The following is a 26,730-nucleotide window of genomic DNA, read 5'->3' as shown; positions in this document are numbered from 1 at the left end:
CTGATTATGACCGTTGTAAATAAAAGTGAACAGATAAAAGTCGTGTGTAAATAAATAAGTGATTCAATATGAAAATAGATTTAACGACATTTTTACCCTATCAATTAACACACTTAGCAACACAGGTAAGTAATGATTTTTCAAGCATTTATAAAAAAGAGTTTGATTTAACTATTCCTCAGTGGCGAATAATTGCTAATTTAGCGCAATTAGGTCAAAGCACAGCAAAGCAGTTATGTACTCAAGCAGATATGGATAAGTCGACAGTATCAAGAGCGGTAAAAACGCTAATAGATGAAGGGCTTATTTATAGCGAGTTAAATAAGCATGATAAGCGCGCTGCATTTTTGATGTTAAGTGATAAGGGTATGGCTTTATACGAAAAAATAACGCCACAAGCATTGCAATGGGAGCAAGCATTATTAAGCTGCCTGTCGGATGATGAACAACGCCAGTTAATCGCTATTTTTGAAAAATTAAAAAATAAATTACAGGCATAAAAAAGCCCACAAAGTGGGCTTTTAAATAGACTAATTTAATTAATCAAATTAGAACGTGTAACGAACACCTACACGCATTTCCCATACTGAAGCACCAGTTTGTACTGAAGTATTTGCGTTATTTGCATTAAAGTCTGAGTAAACGTAACGACCTTGGTCATCTAAAGATGTTGAGATCATGCTTGCGCCTACGAAAGGACCTTTCTTAAGTACGCCCCAGTCATCATTTAGCATGTTAGTAAGGTTGTCGATTACGAAGAATGCTTCACCTTTATGGCCATCCATAAAGCCTGGTAGTTCTTGTGTAATCTTAAAGTTAAACTTAACAAACCAATCTGAATTTTGTTGGTTACGACCTGCAATTTCACCGCGTTTAAGTCCTTCAGAAGCAATGAAGTCATTGAATTCATTGATTTCATCAGCCGACATGTTGTAAACAACGTTAGGATCGTTTTCAAGTGGAACATAAAGTAATTGGCGGCTACCATTCCAGCTATCATCACCCCAAACACTATCGCTTCCGTCAAACGTAAAGCTGTACGGTAAGCCTTTATATGCCTCACCGTAAAGGTTAAAGCGTGTTTCAAAGCCGTCTACAAACTCATGTTTGTAACCAAGAGTCATAGTGAAACGGTGCGGGATTTCATAATCTGAAGACGCAACACCAGGGTTACCTGGGTTTGAAAGCGCGATGTTACCGTAGTTAGAACCGGCTGTAGAGCTAGTCATTGGGTTTACATCGTCTGCGTCTGTGTATGCATAACCAAAGCTAAAGTTAATGCCGTTGTCATACATTTTGCTTATTGCAGCAGAAATAACTGAAGAATCACCACTATTACCGCTTACGTTAGTAAGTAGTAAATCACCACTGCGGCCATCGATTTTTTCATAAATAGGGCGACCATCAAACGTAGTTTCACCGCTTTCTTGAAGTGAAATGTCACGCATTACAGCAGCATCATTTTTCTTCGAGTATAAGTAATCAACAGATATTACGTATTCGTCTTCAGTTGTGTATGTAGCACCAAGTGAGTATTTCCACTCTGAAGGAATTTCAAAATCTGGGTCTACAGCGTTAACTGTACCATCACCAGAACCTATTTCTGTAGCACCAATAATGTCATAAAGTTCTTGTGGAACCTCAAAGCCAGGAGTACCGCCATTCACATTTGGAGTATTAAATAAGTCAATAGTTCTTGAATCAGAATCATAATTACTTAGTTGACTCTCTCTTGTAGCAATTTGTGTAATACCGTCATTTGAGTATGAGTTAGACAGCCATACATTAGGGTTACCACCAGAGAACAAGCCTAAGCCAGCGCGTACTTCAAGCTCGTCTGTTGCATACCATTGAAAACCAACACGTGGCTGCAGTAAGTCAATACCATCAAATGTAGACTGGTTGCTGTAACCGTAACGATTAGTGAAGTTCTCGTTAAAGTTAGGAACGTCATCACTTGTGTACTTGTCGTAACGTAAACCGAACTGAATGGTTGCATCTAAGTCAGTAAATGCGTATTCATCTTGTACATAAAACGTGTGTTGAGCATACTCAAAACTAGCACCCGAATCAGTTGGATCGTTTGTTCCAGCTGAGTTGTTGTAGTAGATACGGTCGGCTATACCTGCTTCAAACTCATCGATTGAACCAAAACGGTATTCACCTTCCGTGTGCTGAACAAACAAGTTGAAAACGCTTAGATTTTCATATTCATAGCCAGCAGTAATAGTGTGTTGGTCTAAGTAGTAAGTACCAGCAACTTTAAATGTAGTTGTGTCGTAATCTAGGTCGTTTGATTGACGAGAATCATCTGGACCAATAAATACAGTACCGCCATTATCAGTACGAATTTGCATTTCACCAAAGCTACTTGCAGCATCTAATGACTGAACAGTTGCATCTAGCTCTGATTTACCTAAACGAATTTCTGTAGAGAAATCGTCTGACCAATCAGAATATACAGAGCCAATAATTGAAGTAAATTCAGCACTTTGATCATAGAAATGGTTTGATAAAGAAACTCGGCTAGAACCTGTATCCGACTGAGAAATTGTATTACCGTCGTTGTAGTTATAAATTAAGTTTGCACGGTGATCTTCGTTGATGTTCCAATCTAGTTTTACTAAGATCTTTTCATCTTCAACAGGCATGCTAGATGGCATACCGCCAACATCGTAACCATATACAGATTGAGCTGCATTTGTGATGCGGGTAATGTCTTCAGCTGTTACGCTGCCAGTGTTTAAACCGTCGTAGTTAAACTGGCGAACACCTTCAAGTTTTTCGTATGAAGTGTACAAAAATAATGTATCTTCAATAAGCGGAAGGCCTACGTTGAAACCGTAACGCTTTTCAGTGTAGTTACCGTTATCAACTTCATTACCTTCAATTTCATCGCCTTTCATTGAATCGCTTGTGTAATCGAAGAAAACACCACCGTGAATGTCGTTGCCACCCGATTTTGTTACAGCGTTGATGTTACACGATGTAAAGCCACCGTATTGAACGTCAAAAGGGGCTAGCTCAGCTGAAACTTGTTCAATAGAGTCGAAAGAGAAAGGGGCACGGATAGTTGGGTAACCGTTTGAGCTTAAACCGAAGTTATCGTTCATGCGAACGCCGTCAAGCGTTAAGCTGTTGTAACGTGGGTTACCACCACCACAGTTGATTGAACCACGGCTATCATCAATTGTAATACGTGGGTCAATACGAATAATATCTTTTAAATCACGGTTGATTGCTGGTTGGTTTTCAAGATCCGTCAGCGTAAAAGTAGACGCAGGACCTGTTCCACCAGACATAGCACTGATAGGAGCACCTGTAACTACAATTTGCTCGATGTTAGATATATTCTCTAAAGAAGCATTTACAGGGTAATCGTTACCAATATTAAGAATAATATTATTGAACTCTTGATCTGCATAAGTGTCAGAATCTACAACTACTTTATATGGACCACCAACACGAAGGCCTTTTGCTGTGAAGTAACCAGCGTCGTTAGTCTCAGTTGTTTTAACTGAGCCTGAAGGAACGTGTAGGATAGTAATTTTAGTTCCTGCAGCAGGGTTACCATTTGGCCCCTTTATTTGACCTTTAATTGCTGAGGTTGTTTCGTTTGCAATTGCAGCACCACTCACACCAACACATGCTGCTATAGCAAGTGATAGAGCCGTTTTGCGAAGTTGAATTTTCATTTTATTTTCCCGTGTAGTTAAATAAACTTTTAATAGCTTTTTTATTTTAATTTTGGATTAGGAGGCTGAGTAACACACCTAACCAAAAATGTTTACATAGTGTACCTCATTTGATTGTTACAAATAAAATACAACTGTAACTTTTTTATTATAAAACACTTTTCGTGTGAACTTTAGCATTTTATTAATGTTTCAATATTTTACTGTGCAGATAGTAAGTAGTTTTTATGACAAACAGATGAAAAGTGACTTTTTCAAAAAAAAAGCCATTACATAAATGTAATGGCTTTTTAATATTTATAAATTTTTGCAGTGCAAGTTATAGATTAAAACTTATAACTAACACCGATTTTAGCTTGCCAAGCAGATGAGCTACTAATTCGCGAGTAGTTCCTTACATCAGCGCCGCCATAGGTATTATCAAGTTTATATCTACCTTGGTCGTCAAGCCCACCAAAATCATAAATTGTTTGATTTGAATAGCTTAGACTTTTCTCGATGCCCCAATCACTATTTAAAAGGTTAGCGAAGTTATCAATCATGAAGTATACCTCACCACTATGACCTTGAGCAAAGCCAGGAATTTCCTGCTTTATACTTACATCCATGGTTGTAACCCATGGTTGTGTAGCTGTGTTTTTAGCTAAAATACCGCCACGTTGAGAAATACCAGCACTTTGCAGTAGAGGCTCTAACTCAGCCCAAGAAATTTTTGACTCGCCCCAGTTTACATTTGGATCGTCAGCACCGGTTGGTATGTAAGGTAAGTAAGCACCGTTTGTAAACAGTGAGCTAGTATCCCCTAAATCACCATCTTTATACATTCCCATTGTGTAGCTGAATGGACGTCCAGAGCGACGTTCAAAGTAGACGTTAAATTTAGTTGCATAACCACTAAACAACTCAGCGGTATAACCTAGGTTAACTTTAAAGCTATGCTCTATTTCATAAAACCCGCGAGCAGCAATATCTTCATTGCGGTTTACAGTGATATTGTGTTTATAGTTACCTTCTGCCTGTGATGCCGAACCTGCTGAGGACTCTTTAACATCTTGATGCGCATAACTTGCAGAAATAAATAAACCATTATCCCACTCTTTGGCAATGCCCGTTGATAAGATGATTGAGCGACCATCATCAGATGAGTTCGTCATTTCAATATCAACGTTATCAGTAAGTGAACCTGAATATATAGTTTGATTAATCACGCGTTCACCATCAGCAGCTAAGCCAACAGGTGTAATTGAAGAATTGTGCCATACAGCTTCATTTTCTTTTTTATGGTACGCGATTTCGGCTTGCCACTTAAAGCCGTCACCGAATAGCTCAGAGTCAAAATCATACTCAAAACCAACTTGGGTACGAATACTTGAAGGAAGTTTAAAATCTGGGTCTATATATGCAACACTACCAGCGCCTTGCTGCAAAGAGTTTTTAATTTCATCAGGCACTTGGGTAATATCAGCAGTGTTATTAGCGTAGTAATCATTTATTACATCATTAGGTGCCGATACAAGTGTGATGCCATCACTTTGGAATGAGTTATTATACCAAACATTTGGAATGCCGCCTTGGAAACGACCGATACCACCGCTAATTGTAAGCGCTTCTGTCGCATAATATTTAAAGCCAATACGCGGTAAAATGATATCTAAGCCGTCAAGATTTTCTTGATTGGTGAACCCATAAGTACTGGCAAAATTTTCGTTCAGAGTAGGTTTGTCATCTGATGATAAACGTTCATAACGAACACCTGCTGTAACCTCTAAGTCGTCACCAACATAGAAAGTATCTTCAATGTAAAGTGCAAGTTGATTACGTCTTACATCATAAGCGGTATCAGCCGAATTATTCGTGTAGGCATTTTGATAAGAGAAATCATAAAAGCCTACATTGCGGTTCGCAAAGTCTTCTAAGCTATCAAACTTCCATGAGCCCAATGAGTTTTGAGCAAATAAATTGTATAAACGAAGTGACTCGTACTGAGCTCCAAAATTTATTTCATGCTCATCAGTTAAGTAAGTAGCATCAAATGTTAACGTTAAATTTTGTGTTTCAGAGCGATTTGCATGGCGGTATTGATCTGTACCAAAGCTGTAAGATGGGCCATTACGTCCATCTTCGTCTACTGATATACTTCCTAAATTAGAACGTGTCGCGCTGTCTGAAATGACATCTTTATAAGAAATACCAATTTCAGTTGAAAAGTCTTCAGTCCAATCTGAGTAGAGTTTAGTGGCAAAATTATTGAACTTAGTAACATACGCATAAGTATTTGACTGAAGAACGATGTTATCACCACCGTAGCTTGAATTACGCTCATCTTGATCGTCTTGCCATTGGTAAGTAAAATCTAGGCGATGATCATCACTTGCATTCCAGCTAAGCTTAACTAATAAGTTTTTATTTGTATCCTCTGGAGCACCCGCGAGTGAATCAGTCAGTCCGTACTCATCATTTAAGATTGAAATGAAACGGTTGTAATTAGCTTCAGTGGTATTAAATTCATTTGCAGCACCTGATCCGCTAAAACCATAATCAAGATCCGATTCACTTGACCATTCTGCATAGTTTACAAAGTAAAACAGCTCATCTTCTATTATTGCTCCACCAACATTAAAGCCAAACCTTTCTTCTGTTTGAATAGGCTCTACTTTATTAGTAGAAAAAGTTTTTTGACCAATCGCATCTAGGTCATCTTCTTCAACGATATTAAGAAGATCTCCTGATATATCAGGGGTAGATATTTCATAAAAGCCAGAAAATTTAAACTCATTTGTACCAGACTTTGTTACCGCATTAATAGTACCGCCACCAAAGTTTCCTTTAGAAGCCGAAAAAGGCGAAACATCTACAGAGACTTGTTCAATCGCATCTAGTGCTACAGGGGGTTGTGAGGTTGGGTAGCCACCAAAATTTAAACCAAAGTCATCATTTTGGCCAATGCCATCTACAGTTAAACCATTCGTGCGTGGGTTACTACCAGCAAAAGTTAGTTGACCGCTACCATTAATACTTGCAAGTGGGTTTAAACGCGCAATGTCTTTAATGTCACGATTAAAGCTGGGCATATTATTAATGGTATCTTCACCAAACGTACTGCTAGAACCACCTGATTGTTGGATGATTTTATATCCAGAGACTTCAATCTTTTCAATATTTAGTGGTGCTAGTTGCGACTTCAAGCGATAAGTTTCACCAAGGTTTAAAAAGATGTTTTCAACGGTGGTGTCGTTAAATGTATCAGAGTCGATGATCACCATGTATGGTCCACCAACACGTAAACCATTGGCTATAAAAGTACCACTTTCATTGGTTGTTAACTCACTGATTGTGCCAGTAGGTTGATGAACAACCTTAATTTTAACGTTTGCAGCATTCGCACCTGAAGGTGTGGTGATCTTACCACGCATTGCAGATGAAGTGTCAGCAGCCATAGCGCTTGTTGAAACTCCTAGAGCAAGAATTACTGCCCCAGTTAATTTCGAAAGGCGAAGCTTTGTCATAGTGTTGATTTCCCGTTTAGGTTATTTAAGTTAGAAACTGAATTTATTTTGTTGCTTTTAGTGTTAAAGCTTTTTTTGAACGTTTACTCGCTGGATCAAATAATGTATTTAACAATCCAGCCAAGCGAATGCCCGCTTGTTGTAAGCGCGTTTTTACAATAGGGGTGTGGTTGTAAATATAGTCGTAGCTAATATTTTCTTCTGTTGATTTATATATTTGTAAAGCAAGGTTGTGTGACTCTTCAAGCCAGCTTGTTGGGGTACTGTTTAAATACTCGTTAATTAACTCGTTGTTATTAGTATCTATAAATTGAGCGTATTCAGTAAAAGATAAATTTTCATTTTCTACCAGCTTAGTATCCCATAAGCTATGAAGATTGGTTTGTTGGTTAAAGAAAGAAACCTTAATGCGATTCCCGCCTCTATCTTCAGCTCTACCTGCATGAAATGGTTGATGGCTGTCGCCGACTAAGTGCACTAAAAAACGCAAACTAAACTGCTTTGCTGCAAGGCTTGATTTATCATCTTTCAATACTTTAATTGAATAGTGAATGCCTTCTAATATGTTTGTTACTGATTCTTTATGTTCAGTGTGTTCGTGGTTAAAGCTAAATTTTGCATTGTCATCTGCATTAATATAGTGCCAGCGAGATGATTTTTTTTGCCAAAAATCACCTGGCGCAGAGCGCATTTCATCTGGCCATGTTGAAATTTGTGCTAAAGATTCACCATTGAGATAAGGAATAAGTGCGGCCTTGGTGGTTTCACTTACATGGGCCTCTGCAATTTTACCAACAACGCGGTGGCCGTTTTGCCCCCATGCATTACAGTCTGTGCTTGCAAATATTGCACTAATTAAAAGTGTTAATGAAAGCGAATGTTTTACATTTATCTGCATCGAGGCATCCTAGTAAGTGTGAAATTTAATTTATAAAACCTTATAAGGTCAATTGTCCGTATTTTTCATGTTGATAGAAAGGACTCAATAAAATTCATATTTTCTTATTTAAAGTTGTTTTTTATCAATGCCTTATGTTTGATGGGTAAAATTACCTATTGTAATAAGTAATTAAAATTGTTCAAATGTATTATAACTTCATTTTAGATCGGTGTTTTTTGGATATTAAAAAGTTAATGTTGCATAAAACAGCAATTGTTACATTTATGTTTATAGTGTTGTTGTTTAGTTGGTTTGCTGGTCAAATGGCTGTAGATGAAAAAGAAATAGCTTTCCCAGTGATGATAGAAACATCAACGACATGTCAAACCACGGCAACGGCTAACCAAAATCAGCTTATAGTATTTACACCCTCAAAGTATGTTGCTCAATTGCTCACGAAAAAGTTGTGTGATGATAAAGTTGTGGCAAAGCAATATGGGTCTGTTATTGGCTATTGGGGCTACAGAACCGTCGATAGCTTAGAGTTTGTTGGTAAAGGCATTGCGGATTTAATTTTAGCTAAAAATAATATTATGGAAGCGTTTAGAGCCGAGACTACTTACAATTATCAGCCAGTGGTCGGCTTTTCAGATTACACCGCGTTTTTTATATCTTCAAAAGAGAAGCCTCTGATCACTAAACAGTATTTTTTAGACAAAAAAATAGGCCTGCTAGATTATCCAACTAGCCGATCTGGACATATTTTGCCAAAACAAACGTTTAAGCAATTAGGACTTAATATTGCTCAACTAAAAATAACCTATGCCAGCTCACATAATGAATTGCGGGAATTACTGGCGAACGGGCAGGTTGACCTGATTGCCTCTTTTTGGAGAGAAAATGATAGTAAGCGCTTCTCAAAAAATTATATTACGCCCATAAGCAGTAATGTTGCAGGTACTCGTTGGTACTTAAAAATGCAACATAGCAATACCGATTTACTCTGCGCTGTACAATCTCACTTATTGAGTATGTCTAAAGAACAATCGTTTCAATACTATCACGATGTTGAGCCATATTGGCAATGTAATAACTACCCCGTTACTTTTATAGGGGAGTCGTAATGAGAAAGCTTATATCGCCATTGTGTGTTTTTATATTATTCATTATATTTTCATTGGTGTTTTATATTTCAACAACACATAAGCAGCAACGGGTAAATAAGTTACAAATAGCTCAAATAGAAAAACAAATCGCTTTAGACTTACCTTTGCTCGATTTATCAAATGAGCTTCTTAAACATTCTGGTAATAAAGTTGCGATACAACATTATATACAAACAGTAAATACTCATATCCAAGGCACAGGTATAGAGGTAATTTCGATAGTGCCAGAGCACGAGTTTATTTCATCCTTAAAAACCGATGAGTTTATTCGAAAACTAAATAGTAATAATAGTGTAGTTTTTATAGTTTTATCCTTAAAGCAGCCTCATTTTTCGCATACTAGAATGACTTTTTATATACTACTTTTTGTTGTTAGTGCATTAATTATGGTCATGATAAAGCAGGCTGAAATTTATCAAAGGAATAAAAAACTCATTACTGAGCAGGAGCCAAGTACACTAGAATCAAAGCCATTAATACTCGTGATTAATTTAAAAAGTAAAACTTTATCCAGTAGTTATTATCCCGAGCAAAAAGTGGCGTTAGCAAATAAGCCGTTGTGTTTTTATTTAGCGCTTGTTGAGTTTTGTACTAATAATCCAGAGATTAAACTTAACCATAATAAAAATGTACCCGAGGAGCTGTTAGAACTTGCCAATAAGTACTTTTATCGTTTAGTTGAACTCGGGCATACCATCAGAAAACGACCAAACTTTAATAACAGTTTAGAAAAAACCCTGAGTGAAATTCGTGCGGCGTTAGATGATGTATTGAATGATTGCCCAGAGCAGAAGGAGCTGTATTACCCGCCAAAGGCATTTGGAGAGGGCTCTCGATCACGGATGCATAGCTATGGCTTAGTAAATGTTAACCAAGGGAATATAGAGATAATAGGGAAATAATTTCGAATTAACTGCTTAGGATAATGATTTAACTGAGCTTATCACATAAACCTTAATGAAGAGTGCCATTAGCATTTTAATGACACTCATAATGTTCACACTAGATCACTACTTAGGTGCAAATTCACGTGCATCAACAGGGCTATGCTCAGTAAAAAACCGTTTTAAAGCTTGCGAGTCAGTTTCATCGGTGCTTACAAAACCCACCATTTTTGTGATTTTTGGATAATTATCGCCACCAGAGGCGTTATATTCATTAATACTCATGCGGTATGTTTTGTTTATATCAAGTGGCTTGCCGGCGATAAATACGTCAGTTACCTGCCCAGCTTTTAATTCAAATGCTAAGTTATGATACTGCATGTAAGCACCAGAGTCTGGTGGGAAACGTGTCACGACATTTAAATAGGTTAAAATTTCACTGCCTTTAAAGTCGATATAGGCGACACGGTTTTTGAAAGGTTGTGCTTTAAGTATATCTTTATAACTCACGTCACCCGCATTAATACTATCGCGAACACCGCCACCACTGATAATACCAAAATCGGCACCTACAGTGTTCATTTGTGCTTGGATAATAACGCGCGCAAGGTTTGTTTGCTCAAAGCGTACTTTATTGCGATCTCCCTCAAGCCTGTAATTGACGAAGCCAATTTTCCCCTCAATTTGCTTAGCACCCTTTTGTTGGTATGCTGCCAAAAAGGTCTGTAATGCAGAGTCAGGTTTAATGTAATCTGCAGCTAGAACGGCTTTTATGCTGCCGTCTGGTTGCTTTTTATCGACATATAAATTAACGGGTAATAATTGATAACTCAGTAGAGATAATTGACCGTTTTCTAATTTAAATTCTGCTTTGCCCACATACTTACCCCATTCGTGGGCTTGCATTATCCATGTCCCATTTTGCTGATCTGGTTTACAGGCTAAACCCGGTTTAAAGTTCTCATCAGTAACGTTTTTAGCAGCCATACACACTGGCTCTTGAGAGTGGCCACCAATAATCATATCAAGGGCATTTTTATCTAAAGAGCGAGCAAGTGTGACATCACCAGGGGCATTGATCCCATTTTTAGCATCTGCATAGTGGCCCATATGCGTTACTGCAATGGTAATGTCCGGGTTATATTTTGCTCTTAGTTTTTGGGTGAGTGAGGCAGTTACTTTAACCGGATCTTTAAAATCCAAATGGCCAATGTATTGAGGGTTACCAATTTTTGCGGTATCCGTTGTTGTTAAGCCAATAACGGCAATGGTTAAGTTACCTTTATTAAATATTTTATAGCGCTCAAAAACTGTTTCGTTAGTTTGTTTATCGAAAATGTTTGCCGATAAAAGAGGAAAGTTAGCCCATTTTTGTTGCTGTTTTAATACACTTATTGGGTTATCAAACTCATGGTTTCCTAGAGCCATTGCATCATAGCCGATTTTCGACATACCTTTAAAATCGGGCTCAGCAAATTGTAGGTCCGACTCCGGAATACCAGTGTTGATATCACCGCCTGATAACAATAACACCTGATGTCCCTGTGTCTTTGCCTCTGCTCTTAACTGGTCAATTAGGGTCTTACGGGCTGCCATGCCATATTCGCCTTTTTCATTATGCCAAAAGCGACCATGGTTATCATTGGTATGAAGAACTGTTAAATACTGTGCTGCAGGTTTATTGACAGAATCGCTAGCACAGCCAGATAAACCAAGAAAAAAAACAAGAAAAAAAAGAGTACGCATAAGATACCTATCGATGAATTAAAGCTCAATCTAGTAGGTGGTTAGTGTAAACTAGTTCGAGTTTAAAAAAACGCACTTCTTTATATTTTTTCAGCCTGTGTGGTTTGACGCTGCAGCTCTACAACCCTGTTTCTTCGAGCAAGTTCATCTCGTGCATATTGAGATTTTTGATGATTAACATCAATCATCCATTTCAAAAAGCTCACGGGCAATTGGGTGTATGGCTCACCTTTATGTAATCCAAAATCACAAATAGTCGTGTTATTAGTCATTTTATGTACTCCTATCAATGAGTTAGGGCCTAATGACCTTTAAGTGGCAACAGTCCCTGATTGATAATAACAAAAAAAGAGTGATTGATAAGGGGCTTTTTAAATACCTTGCAAGGTTTAAAATTAATTAAAAAGAGTAACCGTAATGTACACCAAGGCACACAGGCAATTAATTATCCATAACGTGTTTAAAATAAAAATGTAAACAGTTGTAACTGTGGTGTAATTACTTTGCTATGAATTGTAGCGTTAAGTACTTATATATCGATTTACAAAATAAATAGCACTATTCTATGATGCATAAAATATTAATTCTAATGACAATAAAAATAGGAAAAATAATGAAGAAGCTTATCTTAGCCTCAATTTTAACTGCAACAAGTTTTTCAAGCACTGCAACTATAGTCGAAATGCAAACGAGTCAGGGAACGATACAAATTAACTTGTTTGATCAACAAACTCCTAAAACAGTAGAAAATTTCCTAAGTTATGTTGATGATGCTGCATATAATCAAACGGTAATACATCGCTCTATTGATAAGTTTATCATTCAAGGAGGGGGCTTTACCTTTTCTGATAAAATGGATCCAATTACAACCAAACCTTCGGTTATAAACGAACCTATTTATTCAAATGTTAAAGGCACCATTGCTATGGCAAAACAGGGCGGTAATGAAAACAGCGCTACTAGCCAATGGTTTTTTAACATGAGTGATAACAGCCAAAACTTAGATTTACAAAATGGTGGTTTTACCGTGTTTGGACAAGTCACTACGCAAAGCCAAGAAACCTTAAATAAAATTGCTGCCTTAGTCCATTGTTCAGAGGTACCATTAGTTGGTATTACTCAAGAGCAATGTTCAGATGAAAATTTAGTTATTAGTAATCAAAACTTGGTATCAATTCAAAGTGTGGTTGTGCTTGATGATGATCCTAATTCAGCACAAAACTTGACACCTAAAGAAAATACATTAATTGATAACGTAGAAGTTACACCACCAAAAACTTCAGACTCTAGTGGTAGTGTAGCGTGGTTATTAGGTGCACTACTGCTAGTAGCACCTCGATTAAAACGTACAAAATAAACTTATAAAAAATAACGGCGAATTGTTAAATTCGCCGTTATTTTTTAGTGGTAAAGTACACCCAGCACTAGCAAAATCCACATTACAAACACAGATAAGCAGCCTAGTAAAAACACTCTAAAACGGGCTCTTAAATGATTACTACCCAGGTGAATGATGCTGTGAATAATTCGTGTAGCGACAAATAAACAGGCAAGTACTGCAATACTGACACTCGCCATATTAAGCTGTAAAGCAAGTAAACATCCCGCATAAAAAAGCACAGGTATTTCGAATTGGTTGCTAAAGTTACGATCAGCAACTCTGACATAATCGCCCGCATTATCAAGGCGCATAGCAGCAAAATCATTTAACTGTATCTGTTTATTTTTGGCCGCTGCAAAACGACGTTTTCCCATAATCACCATAACAACTAATGAAAGTGTTACCTGCACAAACATGGCCATTATTATTATCTTTTCCATAACTTACCTTATTATTTTCTTTGAGTATTCGATTGTTATTCACAATGTGTTACACAATTAAGTACTAATTAGTAGCATAGTATTACTTGATGATGGTAGTTTATTCCTGATTTAGTATTTTTGTAACACTAAACACGTATTTAACAGCAATGGATATAATTAAAATGAGACACGTCATCGGCTTAAGTGCAATTGCACTGGCAATATTAAGCGGTTGTTCGAATACCGCCACTCTTTCTCAATCTTCACAAACATCACTGTTGTCATCAACGCTCGTTGTTAGCCCTAACGATAACCGTGAATATAAAACCTTGAAACTTGCTAACGATATTGAAGTGATTTTAGTCTCTGATCCAAGCGCTGAAAAATCTGCTGCTTCACTGAGTGTAGGTGTAGGTCTGTTACATGACCCAATGAGCCAACAAGGTATGGCGCATTACCTAGAACATATGTTGTTTTTAGGCACTGAACGATACCCTGATACCAAAGGGTACTCCGATTTTATGACTAAAAATGGTGGTGCGCATAATGCTTATACTTGGCTCGATATTACCAACTACATGTTTAAAATTAATAACGATGCGTTTGATGAAGGCTTAGACCGCTTTTCAGATTTTTTTAAAGCCCCTAAGCTTTACCCAGAATACACAGAAAAAGAAAAAAATGCAGTAAATGCTGAATGGTCAATGCGTCGTGAAATGGACTTTTTCGGCCAATTTAAACTTGCACGTAAAATGATGGGTGAACATCCGGCTAACCGATTTTTAATTGGTAACCTTGAAACCCTAGGCGATAAAGCTGATAGTTCATTACACAAGGAAACGGTTGATTTTTATAATAAATATTATTCAGCAAATATTATGAAAGTGGCGCTGATTTCGAACTTACCAATTGCAGAAATGCAGAAAAAAGCACAAAAATACTTTGCTGACATTGAAAATAAAAATATTGAAAAGCCAAGTGTTACAGCTAGCTTAGATTTTGATAATGCCGGTGGTAAACGTGTTTTTTACTCACCAAATGAAGACGTAAAACAATTACAACTCGATTTCACAATTACTAATAACCAAAATGAATTTGCAGTAAAACCTAATCGCTTTGTTGCCTATTTACTTAGTAATGAAATGCCAGGTAGTCCAGCGCAAATATTACGTGATAAAGGGTGGGTATCTCAGTTATCAGCCTCTGCCTCTGCAAATCAGTATGGCAACTACGGTTCTTTGAACGTGAATATAGAGCTGACTGATGAGGGTATGAAAAACCGCGAATCAATTGTCGCGACAATCATGCAATACATTGACTTGATTAAGCGTGAGGGCGTTAATAGTAAGTACTTTAATGAAATTCGCACTTCTTTAAATAATCAGTTTAAATTTTTAGAAAAGGGCGATGAGTTTAACTATGTCAGTGCGTTGACTCAAAGCATGCAAGATTACCCGTTAAATCATGCGATAAACGCACCGTACTACTATGCTCAATTTGATGCTGATGCGGTGAATAATGTACTTAAGCAACTTAACGCCGATACACTTCGCATCTGGTATATTTCTCAACAGGAAGATACAGATTCTGAGCTGCATTTTTACGATGGCAAATATAAAATTAACGATATTAGCGATGCAGAAATTGCCAGCTGGGAAAAACCAAGTGATTTTAATTTAGCATTGCCAAGTGTTAACAATTTACTACCAGAGAGTTTTGCTATTAAAACGCAAGCTTTTAAAGAGCAGAAGCATCCTGAGCTTAGCTATGATAAAAACGGCGTAAAAATTTGGCGCCAAGCAAGTCAGCAGTTTGCAGAGCAGCCTAAAGGTTTAGTTGAGGTGTATATCAACACGCAAACAGGTTTGCATGATATTAACTCAACCGTACTTTATTCTGTTTGGGCTGATCTGTATAACACTCAATTAAGTCAGTTACGAACTGAAGCTGCCATTGCTGGCATGAACGTTAATTTAAGCTCAAGTAATGGATTGGTGCTATCGTTAAGTGGTTTTACTGATAAACAAGATATTTTACTTAAACAAGCGTTAGCTGGGTTTGATGCTGAAATTTCAGCACAAGCGTTTAATCAAGCGATTGACCGTTATCAGCGAGATTTACTTAATCAACAAAAACAGTTCCCGTATGCACAAGCATTTGGTGAGTATTCAAAGCTAACTCGTACTGGCAGTTTCGATACAGAAGCGCTAATTAAGGCTGCAAAAACACTAACGCTTGCTGATTTACACGCTTTAAAGCAAAGCACCTTAGCGAATAATAACTTACGTGTATTTAGCTACGGTAACTACAACGAAAAGGACATTGATGCTATTGCTGCTGAGTTAGCGGCTATCTTACCAAGCAAACATACTCAAACGGAGTTTGCACGCAGTAAAGCGTGGTTACCGCAACCGGGTGAAGCGCGTGTATTACACAAAGATATTGATGTCGCCGATGTAGCGGTGGTCGATATGACCATTCACCCAACTCCTGGTTACAAACAAAAAGCACAGGCAGCTGTATTGCAAGGTCACTTTAGAACAATCGCGTTTGATAAAATGCGTACTGAAGAGCAACTTGCTTATGCAGTAGGCGCATTAGCGCGTCCTATTGAAGATTACTCAGGTATTGGTTTATTTATCCAAACACCTGTGAAAGGGCCAAAAGACATTCAAGGTCGCTTTGACAAGTTTAAAAAAGAGTACGCTTCTGAGCTTAATGCCATGAGTGAGGAAACATTTGCACAGCTTAAAAATGCAACTTTGGTTTCGTTAAAAGAACAGCCAAAGAATTTAAGCGACGAAATGAGTCCATTGATTAACGATTGGTATCGTGAAAACTTTGATTTTGATTCAAGACAAAAATTAATTGCAGAGGTGGAAAAAGTCACCCTTGCTGATATTAAAGATTACTACCAGCAAACAATGTTAAACCCAAAAGCAGCACGTTTAAATGTGCAGCTACGCGGCACTAAGTTTAGTGATAGCGAGTTTGCTGATTTGCCAAATCAGACTAAAGTGACGAGTTTAGATGCTTACTACAGCGATATAAAATTGCAAAAGTAAGTTTGAAATTACTCTAAAACCAAAAAACCCAGTCATCGTTGACTGGGTTTTGTTTTAATGTCGTTAAATTATAGCTATAGCATTGAACTCCAAGGAGTTATTTTGAATATTGCTTTTAAAACTGAACGTTTACTTATACGCTTTGCACAAATAGCTGACGCGGCTGAGTTACTTAAGTTAGTTAACCAGGCCAACTTTATTAAATACATTGGTGATAAAGGTATTCATACCCTAGACGACGCTAAAAAATACATCAAAGACAGCTTTATAGCTGCCCATAAAGAGCACGGTTTTGGGCCTTATATGATCACACTCCATGATGAAACTGTGGTTGGTATTGTTGGTTTTTATCAGCGAGCGACTATGCAACATCCCGATTTAGGGTTTGCGTTAAAAGACGGCTTTGAAAAAAAGGGATATATTTTTGAAGCAGCTACAATACTTTTAAATAACAGACATAAATTAGGTATAAAAGATGTATGCGCAATTACTTCAACGGCTAATTTAGGATCTCAAAATACACTATATAAACTGGGTTTTACTGAGGTGGGTAAGGCAGTCATCAATGCTGATAAAACCACCATCAGTGTATTTATTTATGATTGAGTCTTGTTTTTTCAATTGTATTTGCCACATTTGAATTTATCTCTAGCCACATTTTTTCAAGGGTAGCGACTAATGAATTGTAGCCATCGTTATCTATTGGCGTTACATTTGAGAAGTTATGAATGCTTAGTAAACGTCTGCCTGATTCTGGGTGGGTATAGTACAAACGCCATAACCCAGAGATATCTGCATTACCTTGCAGATCGCCGTTAAAGTGATGTAATTCATATTCTAGTTCATAAAATATTTGTTGTTGTTGGTCGGTAATGACCGGCAATCCTTTTATAACCATCCAGTTGCTCATGGCATTAAATAATGTTTGTTGCGCAGTTGTTGTAAGCATTACATCCGGCGATTCGCCCCACAAGTGATAATTAGCAGCATGAACTTGATTATTATCTACTTTCATAGCAATACCACGGTTATTCAATGCCCCCCTTAAGGTAACTGTTTGCACCCTGAGTTGTGCTTTTGTATCTTGCACATTTCGCGAAGAGTCAGTTATGGGTTGTTCAAATTGGTAATATTGAGTTGCAGTTTGAATAGCCGAGCTACAACCACTTATAATCAAACCAGCTAAAATTAAAAATAGTGCTTTCATTATTGTTTCCTTGGTTGCGGGTCGCTAGGCAGTGACTTATCAAAAATGAGCATGTTAGGTTGTTCGTTTAACCCACGAGTAAGTGGTTGGAATTCTTCAGATAAACGCCTAATTTGCAGCAGTGTTTGTTCAAGCTGGTGGTGCATTTGTGAGCCTGCTTGATAGCTTGCCATGGTTTTATCAAACTGCCGCATGGTTATTTCAAATTGCTCCATACTTTTGGTTATTTTTTCGAGATTACGATTAAAGTCACCGGGTAAATTTTGGGTGTCAGGTTTACTTAATAATGTGCGCATTTCACTGGCCAACGCTTGATACTCGCTGAAAGTTGTTTGCATTTTTGCCAAACTGTCTTCAATTTTTAAATTATTTACCTTATTCAGCACATCAGACACTTGGTCAGCAAGCACCGTTATACCACTAGATACACTCGGAAACACATCGTATTGAGCAAGCTTTTTAAGCTCGCTTTTTGGGGTGTCAGTATAAAAGTCAAAGTCGACGTACACTGCACCAGTGAGTAAATTCCCCGGTTTAAGCGATGCCCTCATACCATTTTCAATCCATTCGTTTATGCTTGATGCCCAATACTCTTTAGCTAAGGCATTGTTGTGATATAAACGCCCATACTCGACTTTGATCAATACGGGTACTGCGGTATTTTTAGCACGAAAATGAGCGGGTTTGCCATCTATTATTACGTTCGCAGGAGCTTCAACCACAGTACCTATGCGTGTTCCTCGGTACTCTACTGGAGCACCTACACGTAAGCCTCGAATAGATTGCTCAAACTCAATAAGGTAATAATCAAAATCATAAAAGCGCTCTTCTAGAGCTTGTTTATAGCTCTGGCTTAAAGAAAAGCTATGACCGTCTTGTGCTAAATCGCCAGGAGCTTGCTGTTCAGGTAGTCCGACAGAGATCCCCCCTTTCAATAATTTGCTCAAAGAACCGGTGTTAATGTTAATACCATCTGCGGAAAGATCTATTTCTATCCCTGAGTTAACCCAAAAAATAGAATTTAAGGTGATCAAGTTCTCATAGGGGGCTTTAATAAAAATACCGTATTGCATTGCTTGGTTTTTCCAATCAAAAGTAGCGGTTTCTATTTGGCCTATTTTATAGTTTTTAAAAAATATGCCAGTACTCACATCAAGTACTTCTGCATTGTAACTGAGTAACTTAAAGCGCCCACCTTGAACATCTTTGCCTATTAATGCAGGCTCTTCTTGAAGTTTAAACTGCTTCTTTAGTTGTTTACTTTCGCCTGGCGAAAACTCTAAATAAACACCTGAGAGCAAAGTGCTCATGCCACTAATGCCAGTTTCATCTATGCGAGGTTTTACCACCCAAATACGGGCATCTTCAGTAAGCAAGTTATCGTAGTTTTTATCTATTTGTGCTCTGGCTATCACGCTGTCTTGACTGTTGGAGAGGCGAATGTGATCAATTTGTCCTATTTTAACACTCCGTACTTTAATTTCTGTTTTACCGGCAACAATGCCCTCGGCTTGCGGCATAGAAATATAGATTGTTTGCCCTTTATTTAATTGGTATTGATAAAGCATCCAAATACCTACCAATAAGGCAACCACGGGAATAATCCAAATCGCAGAAATACGTGTTTTTTGTGCTACGTTGGCTGTTTTAGTCATGCTTTATTCTCTGCGTTTTTATTTTTAGGTGAATCCCACAGTAAACGAGGGTCAAATGCGTGTGCTGCCATCATTTGGCATAATACCATAACAGTAAAAAAAACGATGCCTAAACCCGGTATAACCGACATCAAATTTCCTAGCTGCACTAATGCAACTAATATAGCCACAACAAACACATCAATCATAGACCATTTTCCTATAAATTCAGTAAGTTGATACACTTTTGTGTAACCTTTTGTATGCAGGTTGGCGGGTTTTGTAACCATAAAACATAAAAAACTTAAAATGAGCGCTTTCGCTAATGGCACCACCACACTTGCAAAAAAGATAATCAGCGCAATAGGGTAGGAGCCGCTATTCCATAAAGTAATAACACCAGAAATAAGCGTGGCAGGGGTTTCATCCCCAAGGCTGATAGTGTACATAATGGGCAGTAAATTCGCGGGGATATAACAAATTACTGAGGTAACTAGCCAAGCTGCTGCTTTTTGAACGCTGTACGGGTTTCTTAAGTAGGTTTTACTATGGCAACGAGGGCAGATTAGGTCAACGCTCAACTGGTGGCAAACATGGCAGGCTTTTATATTATCGTCTATTGCACGTTCTGCGCCTGCACTACTTTGAAGCCGAATTGCCGGGCTTACCTGCGACCACAACCTTGCACGATTTAGCCGTGTTAACGCACTAACATAAAAAATTACAAATCCCACATAGGCAAAAAAGCTGGTACCAAAGCTAACCTCAGCTAATGACATTATTTTAACCATACTAACCAAAACACCAATCAAAAATATTTCTGACATGATCCAAGGTTCAAGTGCCAAGGTAAACTTTAATAGCCTTTTTGCAATTGCTTGCGGCAGCGCTTTGAGTACCCCTAAATGTAAAGGGATCAAAATAATGAGCAAACTCATAGGCAGAATAATAATGCTGATATCAATAAACAGGCCGAGCAGGTCACTATCATAATTAAATAGAATGCGAGCAGCATCAGGTAGGGTAATTGTTTGGGTAATACCATTGCTACTAAAAGAAATAAACGGATAAAACATACTACTGAGCAACATCAGCAGTGCGCTGAAGCTTAACGCGACTATTTCGATATCATGGTTAACATTAACACCGCGAATTTTGTGATTACAGCGAGGACACAGTGCAACCTGTTTGGCATTAATGTCGGGAATTTCAATGATAAGATCACAGCTTGGACAGGCAGTTTGCAAAATGTTAGCTTATAGTTAATTCAATAATTTAAATATTGCTATAATTAATAGCTAAATACAAACGCTGCGACTAAATTACTAATAATATAAAAAGAAAAGTAATCTCAACAACTGAAAATAAAAACGGATTAGGTGATAGTGTGAAAGTGGTTTTTTTATTGGCCTTAGTATGTTTATGTAGCGATAGCTTTGCATTTATCAAAGATAATAATCAGCAACGAGTTACTGTTGCTGCTAACCCTACTGTTGCACCCTATGTAATAAGTGAAACTGATTCAGGAATTCAGCTCGAAATTGTAAAAGCAGCACTAAGTAATCAAGATATAAATGAAGTCGATGTACAGTACATGTCAAATCAACGTGCAGATGCCTTATTAAACCAAGGTCATGTTGATATCGCATTAAATTATTCAGGTATTTTAATTACAGGCATATATCGAAGCCAACCTGTTGTCAGCTACGAAAATGTGGTGGTGAGTCTTAAAAAGAGTAGCTTTACTATTGATACTATTTACGATCTGGCGACTAAAAGTGTTTTAGCATTTCAGAATGCACCTGCCTATTTACCCAAAGAATTTGGCCACAACTTAGAGAATTTAAGAGGCTATGAAGAAGTACTCAACCAACAAGCGCAGATACACCACTTAATGGCAGGCTGGGTTGATACCATTATTCTCGATAGGCGTATATTTCTTTACTACTTAAAGGAATATCAAAAAACCAATGCCACCAAAGATTTTGTTATCCATACTATTTTTCCACCTGCGGCAAGACCTGCGTATTTTAAAAATGATTTGCTGAGGCAGCAATTTGACCAAGGCTTAGCCAACATAATTCAGAGCGGTGAATATCGCACCATAATGCTTAATATAGATAAACAATATACCCAGCGCGACTTCACTCGTTTTTAATTGTTAATCAAATAAAGCCACGGTTTGGCGGGTTAGGGCAATAAGCTCACCTGATTGCGACCAAATACAGCCATCTTCAAGTCCGTAACCATCTTTTGAGTGATGAGTAATTGCTTCAAAGCCCAACCATTCACCCGGGGCTAAGTTAGGCGCTTGTACAAATTCTAAATACCACGACATACTACTTGCCGGTGCTGGTTGTTTAAACATTTGCAGCAAAGTTGGTGGCCATGCGTCAGTAAGGGCAATAACATGGGCTTCTGTAATTGCTTCTGGCGTATGTTTGAAGCGCATCCAACCACCTAAATGAGAGGTTTCAGCACTGCTAAACGGCATGGCTCCTTGTTGAGGGCATAAATCAACATGTTGAAAAAATTCTGGCATTTGCCCAGGTACAAATCCTAAACAGTGGCGTTCGTTCACAGGGTGTAAGCCTAGCGACTTTGATACCGGTACATTAATTGATGAATTACGATTTTTAGCAAAACAGGCCTGCACAATAACGCATACTGCGTCATCTTGAATGGCTTTGGCTAGCACTTGGGTACTACTTTTTCCTTCACGTAATATTTCTACCGACAAAGAAAATGGCTTTTCAGCCAATAAAGGGCCGACAAAGTTTGTACTTAAAGAAAGCAGTCGTCTTGATGAGTCAACTTTATTGCGCATTGCTTGATAAAGAAGCGCCGCAGAGAGGCCGCCAAAAGCAGTTCTACCTTGGCACCAATTAGCAGGAAACTGCATAGTATTGGTTTCTTGGTCCGTTTTCTTACTTGCTAGGGCTGCTTGTTGTAATAATTGTTCAAAGTGCACAAATAATGTCCTTTTAGTGTTATTTGCTGAATTTATATCACACCCAAACTCATCAGACCAGACAATAAGGACTCTCCTAAATAACAAAAAACGAGCAATCCTTACTCTTTTTAGGGTTATTTAGTAAATAAATTAAAAAAAATGAATTTTTTTTCATTTTTACAGTTGAATTAAGTTTGTGGCATCCCTATTAACTAGTCATCGAACGTATTAACGAATTTAGAAGTTGGAGAAGATTCATGGGTAGAATTATTGGAATCGATTTAGGTACTACTAACTCTTGTGTTGCAGTACTTGATGGTGACAAAGCACGTGTTATTGAAAATGCGGAAGGCGATCGCACAACCCCGTCTATTATTGCTTACACGCAAGACGGTGAAACGTTAGTGGGTCAACCTGCAAAACGTCAAGCGGTAACTAACCCAACAAACACATTGTTCGCAATTAAGCGTTTAATTGGTCGTCGTTTTGAAGACGAAGAAGTACAACGTGATATCGGCATCATGCCTTTCAAAATTATCAAAGCTGATAATGGCGACGCATGGGTTGAAGCGGGCGGCGAAAAACGCGCTGCACCACAAATTTCTGCTGAAGTACTGAAAAAAATGAAGAAAACAGCTGAAGACTTCTTAGGTGAAGAAGTAACTGAAGCGGTAATCACAGTACCGGCATACTTTAATGATTCACAACGTCAAGCAACCAAAGATGCTGGCCGTATTGCGGGTCTTGAAGTTAAACGTATTATCAACGAGCCAACGGCTGCAGCACTTGCATACGGTATGGATAAAAACCGTGGTGAAAACGTTGTAGCAGTATATGACTTAGGTGGTGGTACTTTCGATTTATCAATTATTGAAATTGATGAAGTTGAAGGCGAGCACACATTTGAAGTTCTAGCGACTAACGGTGACACTCACTTAGGTGGTGAAGATTTCGATAACCGTGTTATCAACTACCTAGTAGCTGAATTTAAGAAAGATCAAGGTATCGATTTACAAACTGACCCACTTGCTATGCAACGTGTTAAAGAAGCAGCAGAGAAAGCAAAAATTGAGCTTTCATCAGCACAATCTACAGAAGTAAACCTTCCGTATGTAACCGCTGATGCGTCTGGTCCTAAGCATATGAACGTGAAATTGACACGTGCTAAGCTTGAGTCATTAGTTGAAGACTTAGTGACTAAGTCAATTGAACCGCTTAAGCGTGCACTTGCTGATGCAGACCTATCTGTGAACGATATCAACGATATCATTCTAGTGGGTGGTCAAACTCGTATGCCACTTGTTCAAAAAACAGTAGCAGAGTTCTTCGGCAAAGAGCCACGTAAAGACGTTAACCCTGATGAAGCAGTTGCAGTAGGTGCAGCGATTCAAGGTGGTGTACTTGCAGGCGACGTGAAAGACGTATTATTACTAGATGTATCACCATTATCTCTTGGTATTGAGACTATGGGTTCAGTAATGACGGCACTGATTGAGAAAAACACGACGATTCCTACTAAGAAATCGCAAACGTTCTCAACAGCAGAAGATAACCAATCTGCGGTAACCATTCATGTGTTACAAGGTGAGCGTAAACGTTCTAGCGATAACAAATCTCTAGGTCAATTTAACCTAGAAGGTATTCGCCCTGCACAACGTGGTACACCACAAATCGAAGTAACATTCGATGTGGATGCGGATGGTATCTTACATGTATCTGCTAAAGATAAAGACACAGGTAAAGAGCAAAAAATCACCATTCAAGCGTCTTCAGGTTTAAGTGATGAAGAAGTTGAAAAAATGGTTCGCGATGCAGAAGCACATGCTGAAGACGATAAAAAGTTTGAAGAGTTAGTAGCTGCACGTAACCAAGCAGACGCACTTGTTCACGGTACACGTAAACAAATTGAAGAAGCGGGTGATGCATTACCAAGCGAAGACAAAGAAGCAATTGAAGCGGCTGTTGTTGACCTTGAAGGTGCAATTAAGAGCGACGACAAAGCAGAAATTGAAGCTAAAACACAAGCACTTGCTGAAAAGTCTCAAAAACTAATGGAAATCGCCCAAGCTAAAGCACAACAAGCAGGTGGTGATGCCGGTGCAGAGCAACAACAGTCTGCTAAGCAAGACGACGATGTTGTTGATGCAGAGTTCGAAGAAGTTAAAGACGACAAGTAATTGTTACTAACGCTTCTCGCTAACCGAAAACACCATGACTACATTGCGTGTTTAAGTTAGGATGAACACCTGAGGCGCGTAGGCTAAAGCTTAACGCGCCTTTTGCATGTAAGAGATGTAAGTAAAGTGCTTTAAAAATTCAATGATAAATCGATATGATTTATCGGTTTGTCCAGCAGCTAGCGCTGCATATAGAAAAGAGTAGTGTGATAGATATGTCAAAACGCGATTATTACGAAGTCCTCGGCGTAAGCAAAGATGCGAGTGAGCGAGACATAAAAAAAGCGTATAAACGCTTAGCGATGAAATATCATCCAGATCGTACCGCCGGTGATAAAGACCTTGAAACCAAGTTTAAGGAAGTAAAGGAAGCCTACGAAATATTAACGGACGATCAAAAACGTCAAATGTATGACCAATACGGCCATGCTGCCTTCGAACAAGGTGGTGGCGGTGGTCACGGTGGCTTTGGTGGCGGTCAAGGTGATTTTGGTGATATTTTTGGTGATGTATTCGGTGATATTTTTGGTGGCGGCGGTGGCCGACGCCAATCTCGCCAGCAACGTGGTTCCGATTTACGTTACAACATGGACTTAAGCTTAGAAGAAGCGGTTCGTGGTAAAGACGTTGAAATAAAAGTACCGACTTGGGTTAGTTGTGACCCGTGTGACGGCAGCGGTGCCAAAGCGGGTTCTAAGCCAAAAACATGTACAACCTGTCACGGTGCTGGCCAAGTACAAATGCGCCAAGGTTTTTTTGCCGTACAACAAACATGTCCAACCTGTCATGGACAAGGTCAAATTATCTCAGATCCTTGTAACAAATGTCATGGTCAAGGCCGCGTTGAGAAAACCAAAACGCTATCGGTAAAAATTCCAGCAGGTGTTGATACGGGTGACCGTATTCGTTTATCTGGCGAAGGTGAAGCTGGTATGCACGGCGCACCAGCAGGTGATTTGTATGTGCAAGTGTCGGTTCGTGAGCATAAGATATTTGTTCGTGAAGCGAACAACTTATACTGTGAAGTGCCTATTAGCTTTACTACAGCAGGCCTTGGCGGTGAAATTGAAGTACCAACATTAGATGGCCGTGCAAAACTTAAAATACCGTCAGAAACACAAACGGGTAAAATGTTCCGTATGCGTGGTAAAGGGGTTAAGTCTGTACGCAGTGGTGCTCAAGGTGACTTAATTTGTAAAGTAGTGATTGAGACACCAGTTAATCTTAATGAGCGTCAACGCGAGCTGCTAACTGAACTTGAGGAAAGCATGGGCAAAGATAGCTCAAAGAACCGTCCAAAAGAGCAAGGCTTTTTTGATGGTGTTAAAAAGTTTTTTGATGACCTAACTAAGTAATTATTAGGGTCAACAGAACTTAGGTAAAAACGGCGCTTCTTTAAGCGCCGTTTTTTTGTTTAGTATGGTAAGTTATCAGAAATATATTGAGGACATTATCAGATGACCCCAGCGATAGAACAGCTAAAAAAATCCCGAATTAAATTTGACGTACTTAGCTATGAGCACGATGTAAACAACACTAATTATGGCCTTGAAGCAGTTGAAAAGCTAAACCTTAATAGCGCCCAAGTTTTTAAAACCTTGGTGTTAGAAACGTCAGAACAACAGCTAATTGTAGCAGTGTCGCCCGTTACTCAGCAGATTAATCTAAAGCAATTGGCTAAGCTCTGCGCAGTTAAAAAAGTAATGCTGGCAGAGCCGCAAAAAGTACAGGCAAGTACAGGATATATTTTGGGAGGCGTTAGCCCTCTTGGACAAAAAAAGCGCTTAAAAACCTACATACACTCAAGCGCATTGGACTTTGATACTATTTATGTGAGTGCCGGTAAGCGAGGGCTTGAAATTACACTCAGCCCAGCATGCTTAGCTGGGCTTATTCAAGCTTCGTTTGGTAGTTTTTAAATGCTCTATTATCAAACTTGCATTGTGTCAATAAAACTGATTATTTGCTTCAACAGCTATAGTTAACTAATGTAGATACTATCTATAACAGTTTT

At 38.4% G+C, this 26,730-nt stretch carries 20 protein-coding genes; 10 read left to right on the top strand and 10 right to left on the bottom strand.

What is annotated here, in order from left to right; genetic code table 11:
- Nucleotides 1–68: 68 nt before the first annotated feature.
- A complete protein-coding gene (locus tag FLM47_RS18300; RefSeq protein WP_178957284.1) occupies nucleotides 69–500 on the top strand; it encodes a MarR family winged helix-turn-helix transcriptional regulator in 432 nt (143 codons plus the stop codon).
- A gap of 48 nt (nucleotides 501–548) precedes the next feature.
- Here FLM47_RS18300 and FLM47_RS18295 read toward each other — a convergent pair whose 3' ends face one another.
- From FLM47_RS18295 to FLM47_RS18285, 3 genes are all read right to left on the bottom strand, one after another.
- Nucleotides 549–3,695, bottom strand: coding sequence for a TonB-dependent receptor (locus tag FLM47_RS18295; RefSeq protein WP_178957283.1), 3,147 nt, complete (start codon nucleotides 3,693–3,695; stop codon nucleotides 549–551).
- 326 nt (nucleotides 3,696–4,021) lie between these two features.
- Entirely contained in the window at nucleotides 4,022–7,201 is a 3,180-nt protein-coding gene (locus FLM47_RS18290; protein ID WP_178957281.1) for a TonB-dependent receptor, read from the bottom strand.
- Nucleotides 7,202–7,244: 43 nt separating this feature from the next.
- Complete coding sequence (locus tag FLM47_RS18285; protein ID WP_178957279.1) at nucleotides 7,245–8,099, bottom strand: S1/P1 nuclease; 855 nt, start codon at nucleotides 8,097–8,099, stop codon at nucleotides 7,245–7,247.
- A 236-nt stretch (nucleotides 8,100–8,335) separates the two neighbouring features.
- Between FLM47_RS18285 and FLM47_RS18280 the strand changes: the two genes are divergently transcribed.
- Both FLM47_RS18280 and FLM47_RS18275 read left to right on the top strand, forming a co-directional pair.
- Nucleotides 8,336–9,205: a hypothetical protein gene (locus tag FLM47_RS18280; RefSeq protein WP_178957277.1), complete on the top strand. Its 870-nt coding sequence runs from the start codon at nucleotides 8,336–8,338 to the stop codon at nucleotides 9,203–9,205.
- Nucleotides 9,205–10,149, top strand: coding sequence for a hypothetical protein (locus FLM47_RS18275; protein WP_178957275.1), 945 nt, complete (start codon nucleotides 9,205–9,207; stop codon nucleotides 10,147–10,149). Before FLM47_RS18280 ends, FLM47_RS18275 begins: the two co-directional genes overlap by 1 nt.
- A gap of 108 nt (nucleotides 10,150–10,257) precedes the next feature.
- Here FLM47_RS18275 and ushA read toward each other — a convergent pair whose 3' ends face one another.
- Both ushA and FLM47_RS18265 read right to left on the bottom strand, forming a co-directional pair.
- Nucleotides 10,258–11,877 carry a bifunctional UDP-sugar hydrolase/5'-nucleotidase UshA gene (gene ushA / locus FLM47_RS18270; RefSeq protein WP_178957273.1) on the bottom strand — a complete coding sequence of 540 codons (1,620 nt, stop codon included), beginning with the start codon at nucleotides 11,875–11,877 and terminating at the stop codon, nucleotides 10,258–10,260.
- 80 nt (nucleotides 11,878–11,957) lie between these two features.
- Nucleotides 11,958–12,149 carry a hypothetical protein gene (locus tag FLM47_RS18265; RefSeq protein ID WP_178957271.1) on the bottom strand — a complete coding sequence of 64 codons (192 nt, stop codon included), beginning with the start codon at nucleotides 12,147–12,149 and terminating at the stop codon, nucleotides 11,958–11,960.
- 341 nt (nucleotides 12,150–12,490) lie between these two features.
- Between FLM47_RS18265 and FLM47_RS18260 the strand changes: the two genes are divergently transcribed.
- On the top strand, nucleotides 12,491–13,234 hold the full coding sequence (locus FLM47_RS18260; protein WP_178957269.1) for a peptidylprolyl isomerase: 744 nt from the start codon (nucleotides 12,491–12,493) through the stop codon (nucleotides 13,232–13,234).
- Between the two features lie 44 nt (nucleotides 13,235–13,278).
- Here FLM47_RS18260 and FLM47_RS18255 read toward each other — a convergent pair whose 3' ends face one another.
- A complete protein-coding gene (locus tag FLM47_RS18255; protein ID WP_138607794.1) occupies nucleotides 13,279–13,698 on the bottom strand; it encodes an MAPEG family protein in 420 nt (139 codons plus the stop codon).
- 164 nt (nucleotides 13,699–13,862) lie between these two features.
- Between FLM47_RS18255 and FLM47_RS18250 the strand changes: the two genes are divergently transcribed.
- Nucleotides 13,863–16,745, top strand: coding sequence for an insulinase family protein (locus FLM47_RS18250; RefSeq protein ID WP_178957267.1), 2,883 nt, complete (start codon nucleotides 13,863–13,865; stop codon nucleotides 16,743–16,745).
- Between the two features lie 102 nt (nucleotides 16,746–16,847).
- Complete coding sequence (locus tag FLM47_RS18245; RefSeq protein ID WP_178957265.1) at nucleotides 16,848–17,351, top strand: GNAT family N-acetyltransferase; 504 nt, start codon at nucleotides 16,848–16,850, stop codon at nucleotides 17,349–17,351.
- Here FLM47_RS18245 and FLM47_RS18240 read toward each other — a convergent pair.
- Genes FLM47_RS18240 through FLM47_RS18230 form a run of 3 tightly spaced genes read right to left on the bottom strand, consistent with a single transcriptional unit; the run spans nucleotide 17,338 to nucleotide 20,833 of the window.
- On the bottom strand, nucleotides 17,338–17,952 hold the full coding sequence (locus FLM47_RS18240) for a membrane integrity-associated transporter subunit PqiC (protein ID WP_178957263.1): 615 nt from the start codon (nucleotides 17,950–17,952) through the stop codon (nucleotides 17,338–17,340). The two genes, FLM47_RS18245 and FLM47_RS18240, sit on opposite strands and share 14 nt — an antisense overlap.
- Nucleotides 17,952–19,607: an intermembrane transport protein PqiB gene (gene pqiB, locus FLM47_RS18235; RefSeq protein ID WP_178957262.1), complete on the bottom strand. Its 1,656-nt coding sequence runs from the start codon at nucleotides 19,605–19,607 to the stop codon at nucleotides 17,952–17,954. Before pqiB ends, FLM47_RS18240 begins: the two co-directional genes overlap by 1 nt.
- A complete protein-coding gene (locus tag FLM47_RS18230; protein WP_178957260.1) occupies nucleotides 19,604–20,833 on the bottom strand; it encodes a paraquat-inducible protein A in 1,230 nt (409 codons plus the stop codon). The genes pqiB and FLM47_RS18230 overlap by 4 nt, the downstream gene beginning before the upstream one ends.
- A gap of 140 nt (nucleotides 20,834–20,973) precedes the next feature.
- On the opposite strand from FLM47_RS18230, the gene FLM47_RS18225 reads away from it, so the two are divergent.
- Entirely contained in the window at nucleotides 20,974–21,744 is a 771-nt protein-coding gene (locus tag FLM47_RS18225) for an ABC transporter substrate-binding protein (protein WP_178957259.1), read from the top strand.
- Nucleotides 21,745–21,747: 3 nt separating this feature from the next.
- Here the strand turns inward: FLM47_RS18225 and FLM47_RS18220 are convergent, their stop codons facing one another.
- Complete coding sequence (locus tag FLM47_RS18220; protein ID WP_178957257.1) at nucleotides 21,748–22,557, bottom strand: acyl-CoA thioesterase II; 810 nt, start codon at nucleotides 22,555–22,557, stop codon at nucleotides 21,748–21,750.
- 239 nt (nucleotides 22,558–22,796) lie between these two features.
- On the opposite strand from FLM47_RS18220, the gene dnaK reads away from it, so the two are divergent.
- The 3 genes from dnaK to ybaK all read left to right on the top strand — a co-directional run bounded on the left by dnaK (nucleotide 22,797) and on the right by ybaK (nucleotide 26,635).
- Complete coding sequence (gene dnaK, locus FLM47_RS18215) at nucleotides 22,797–24,716, top strand: molecular chaperone DnaK (protein ID WP_138621414.1); 1,920 nt, start codon at nucleotides 22,797–22,799, stop codon at nucleotides 24,714–24,716.
- 215 nt (nucleotides 24,717–24,931) lie between these two features.
- Nucleotides 24,932–26,071, top strand: coding sequence for a molecular chaperone DnaJ (gene dnaJ / locus FLM47_RS18210; protein ID WP_138608032.1), 1,140 nt, complete (start codon nucleotides 24,932–24,934; stop codon nucleotides 26,069–26,071).
- Between the two features lie 102 nt (nucleotides 26,072–26,173).
- A complete protein-coding gene (gene ybaK, locus FLM47_RS18205) occupies nucleotides 26,174–26,635 on the top strand; it encodes a Cys-tRNA(Pro) deacylase (protein WP_178957255.1) in 462 nt (153 codons plus the stop codon).
- The last annotated feature ends 95 nt before the right edge of the window (nucleotides 26,636–26,730 follow it).

The sequence above is a fragment of the Pseudoalteromonas sp. Scap06 genome, from assembly GCF_013394165.1.
Classification (GTDB): Bacteria; Pseudomonadota; Gammaproteobacteria; order Enterobacterales; family Alteromonadaceae; genus Pseudoalteromonas.
Note: the sequence above shows the minus strand (reverse complement) of the source record. Positions and strands in the feature narration are given on the sequence as shown.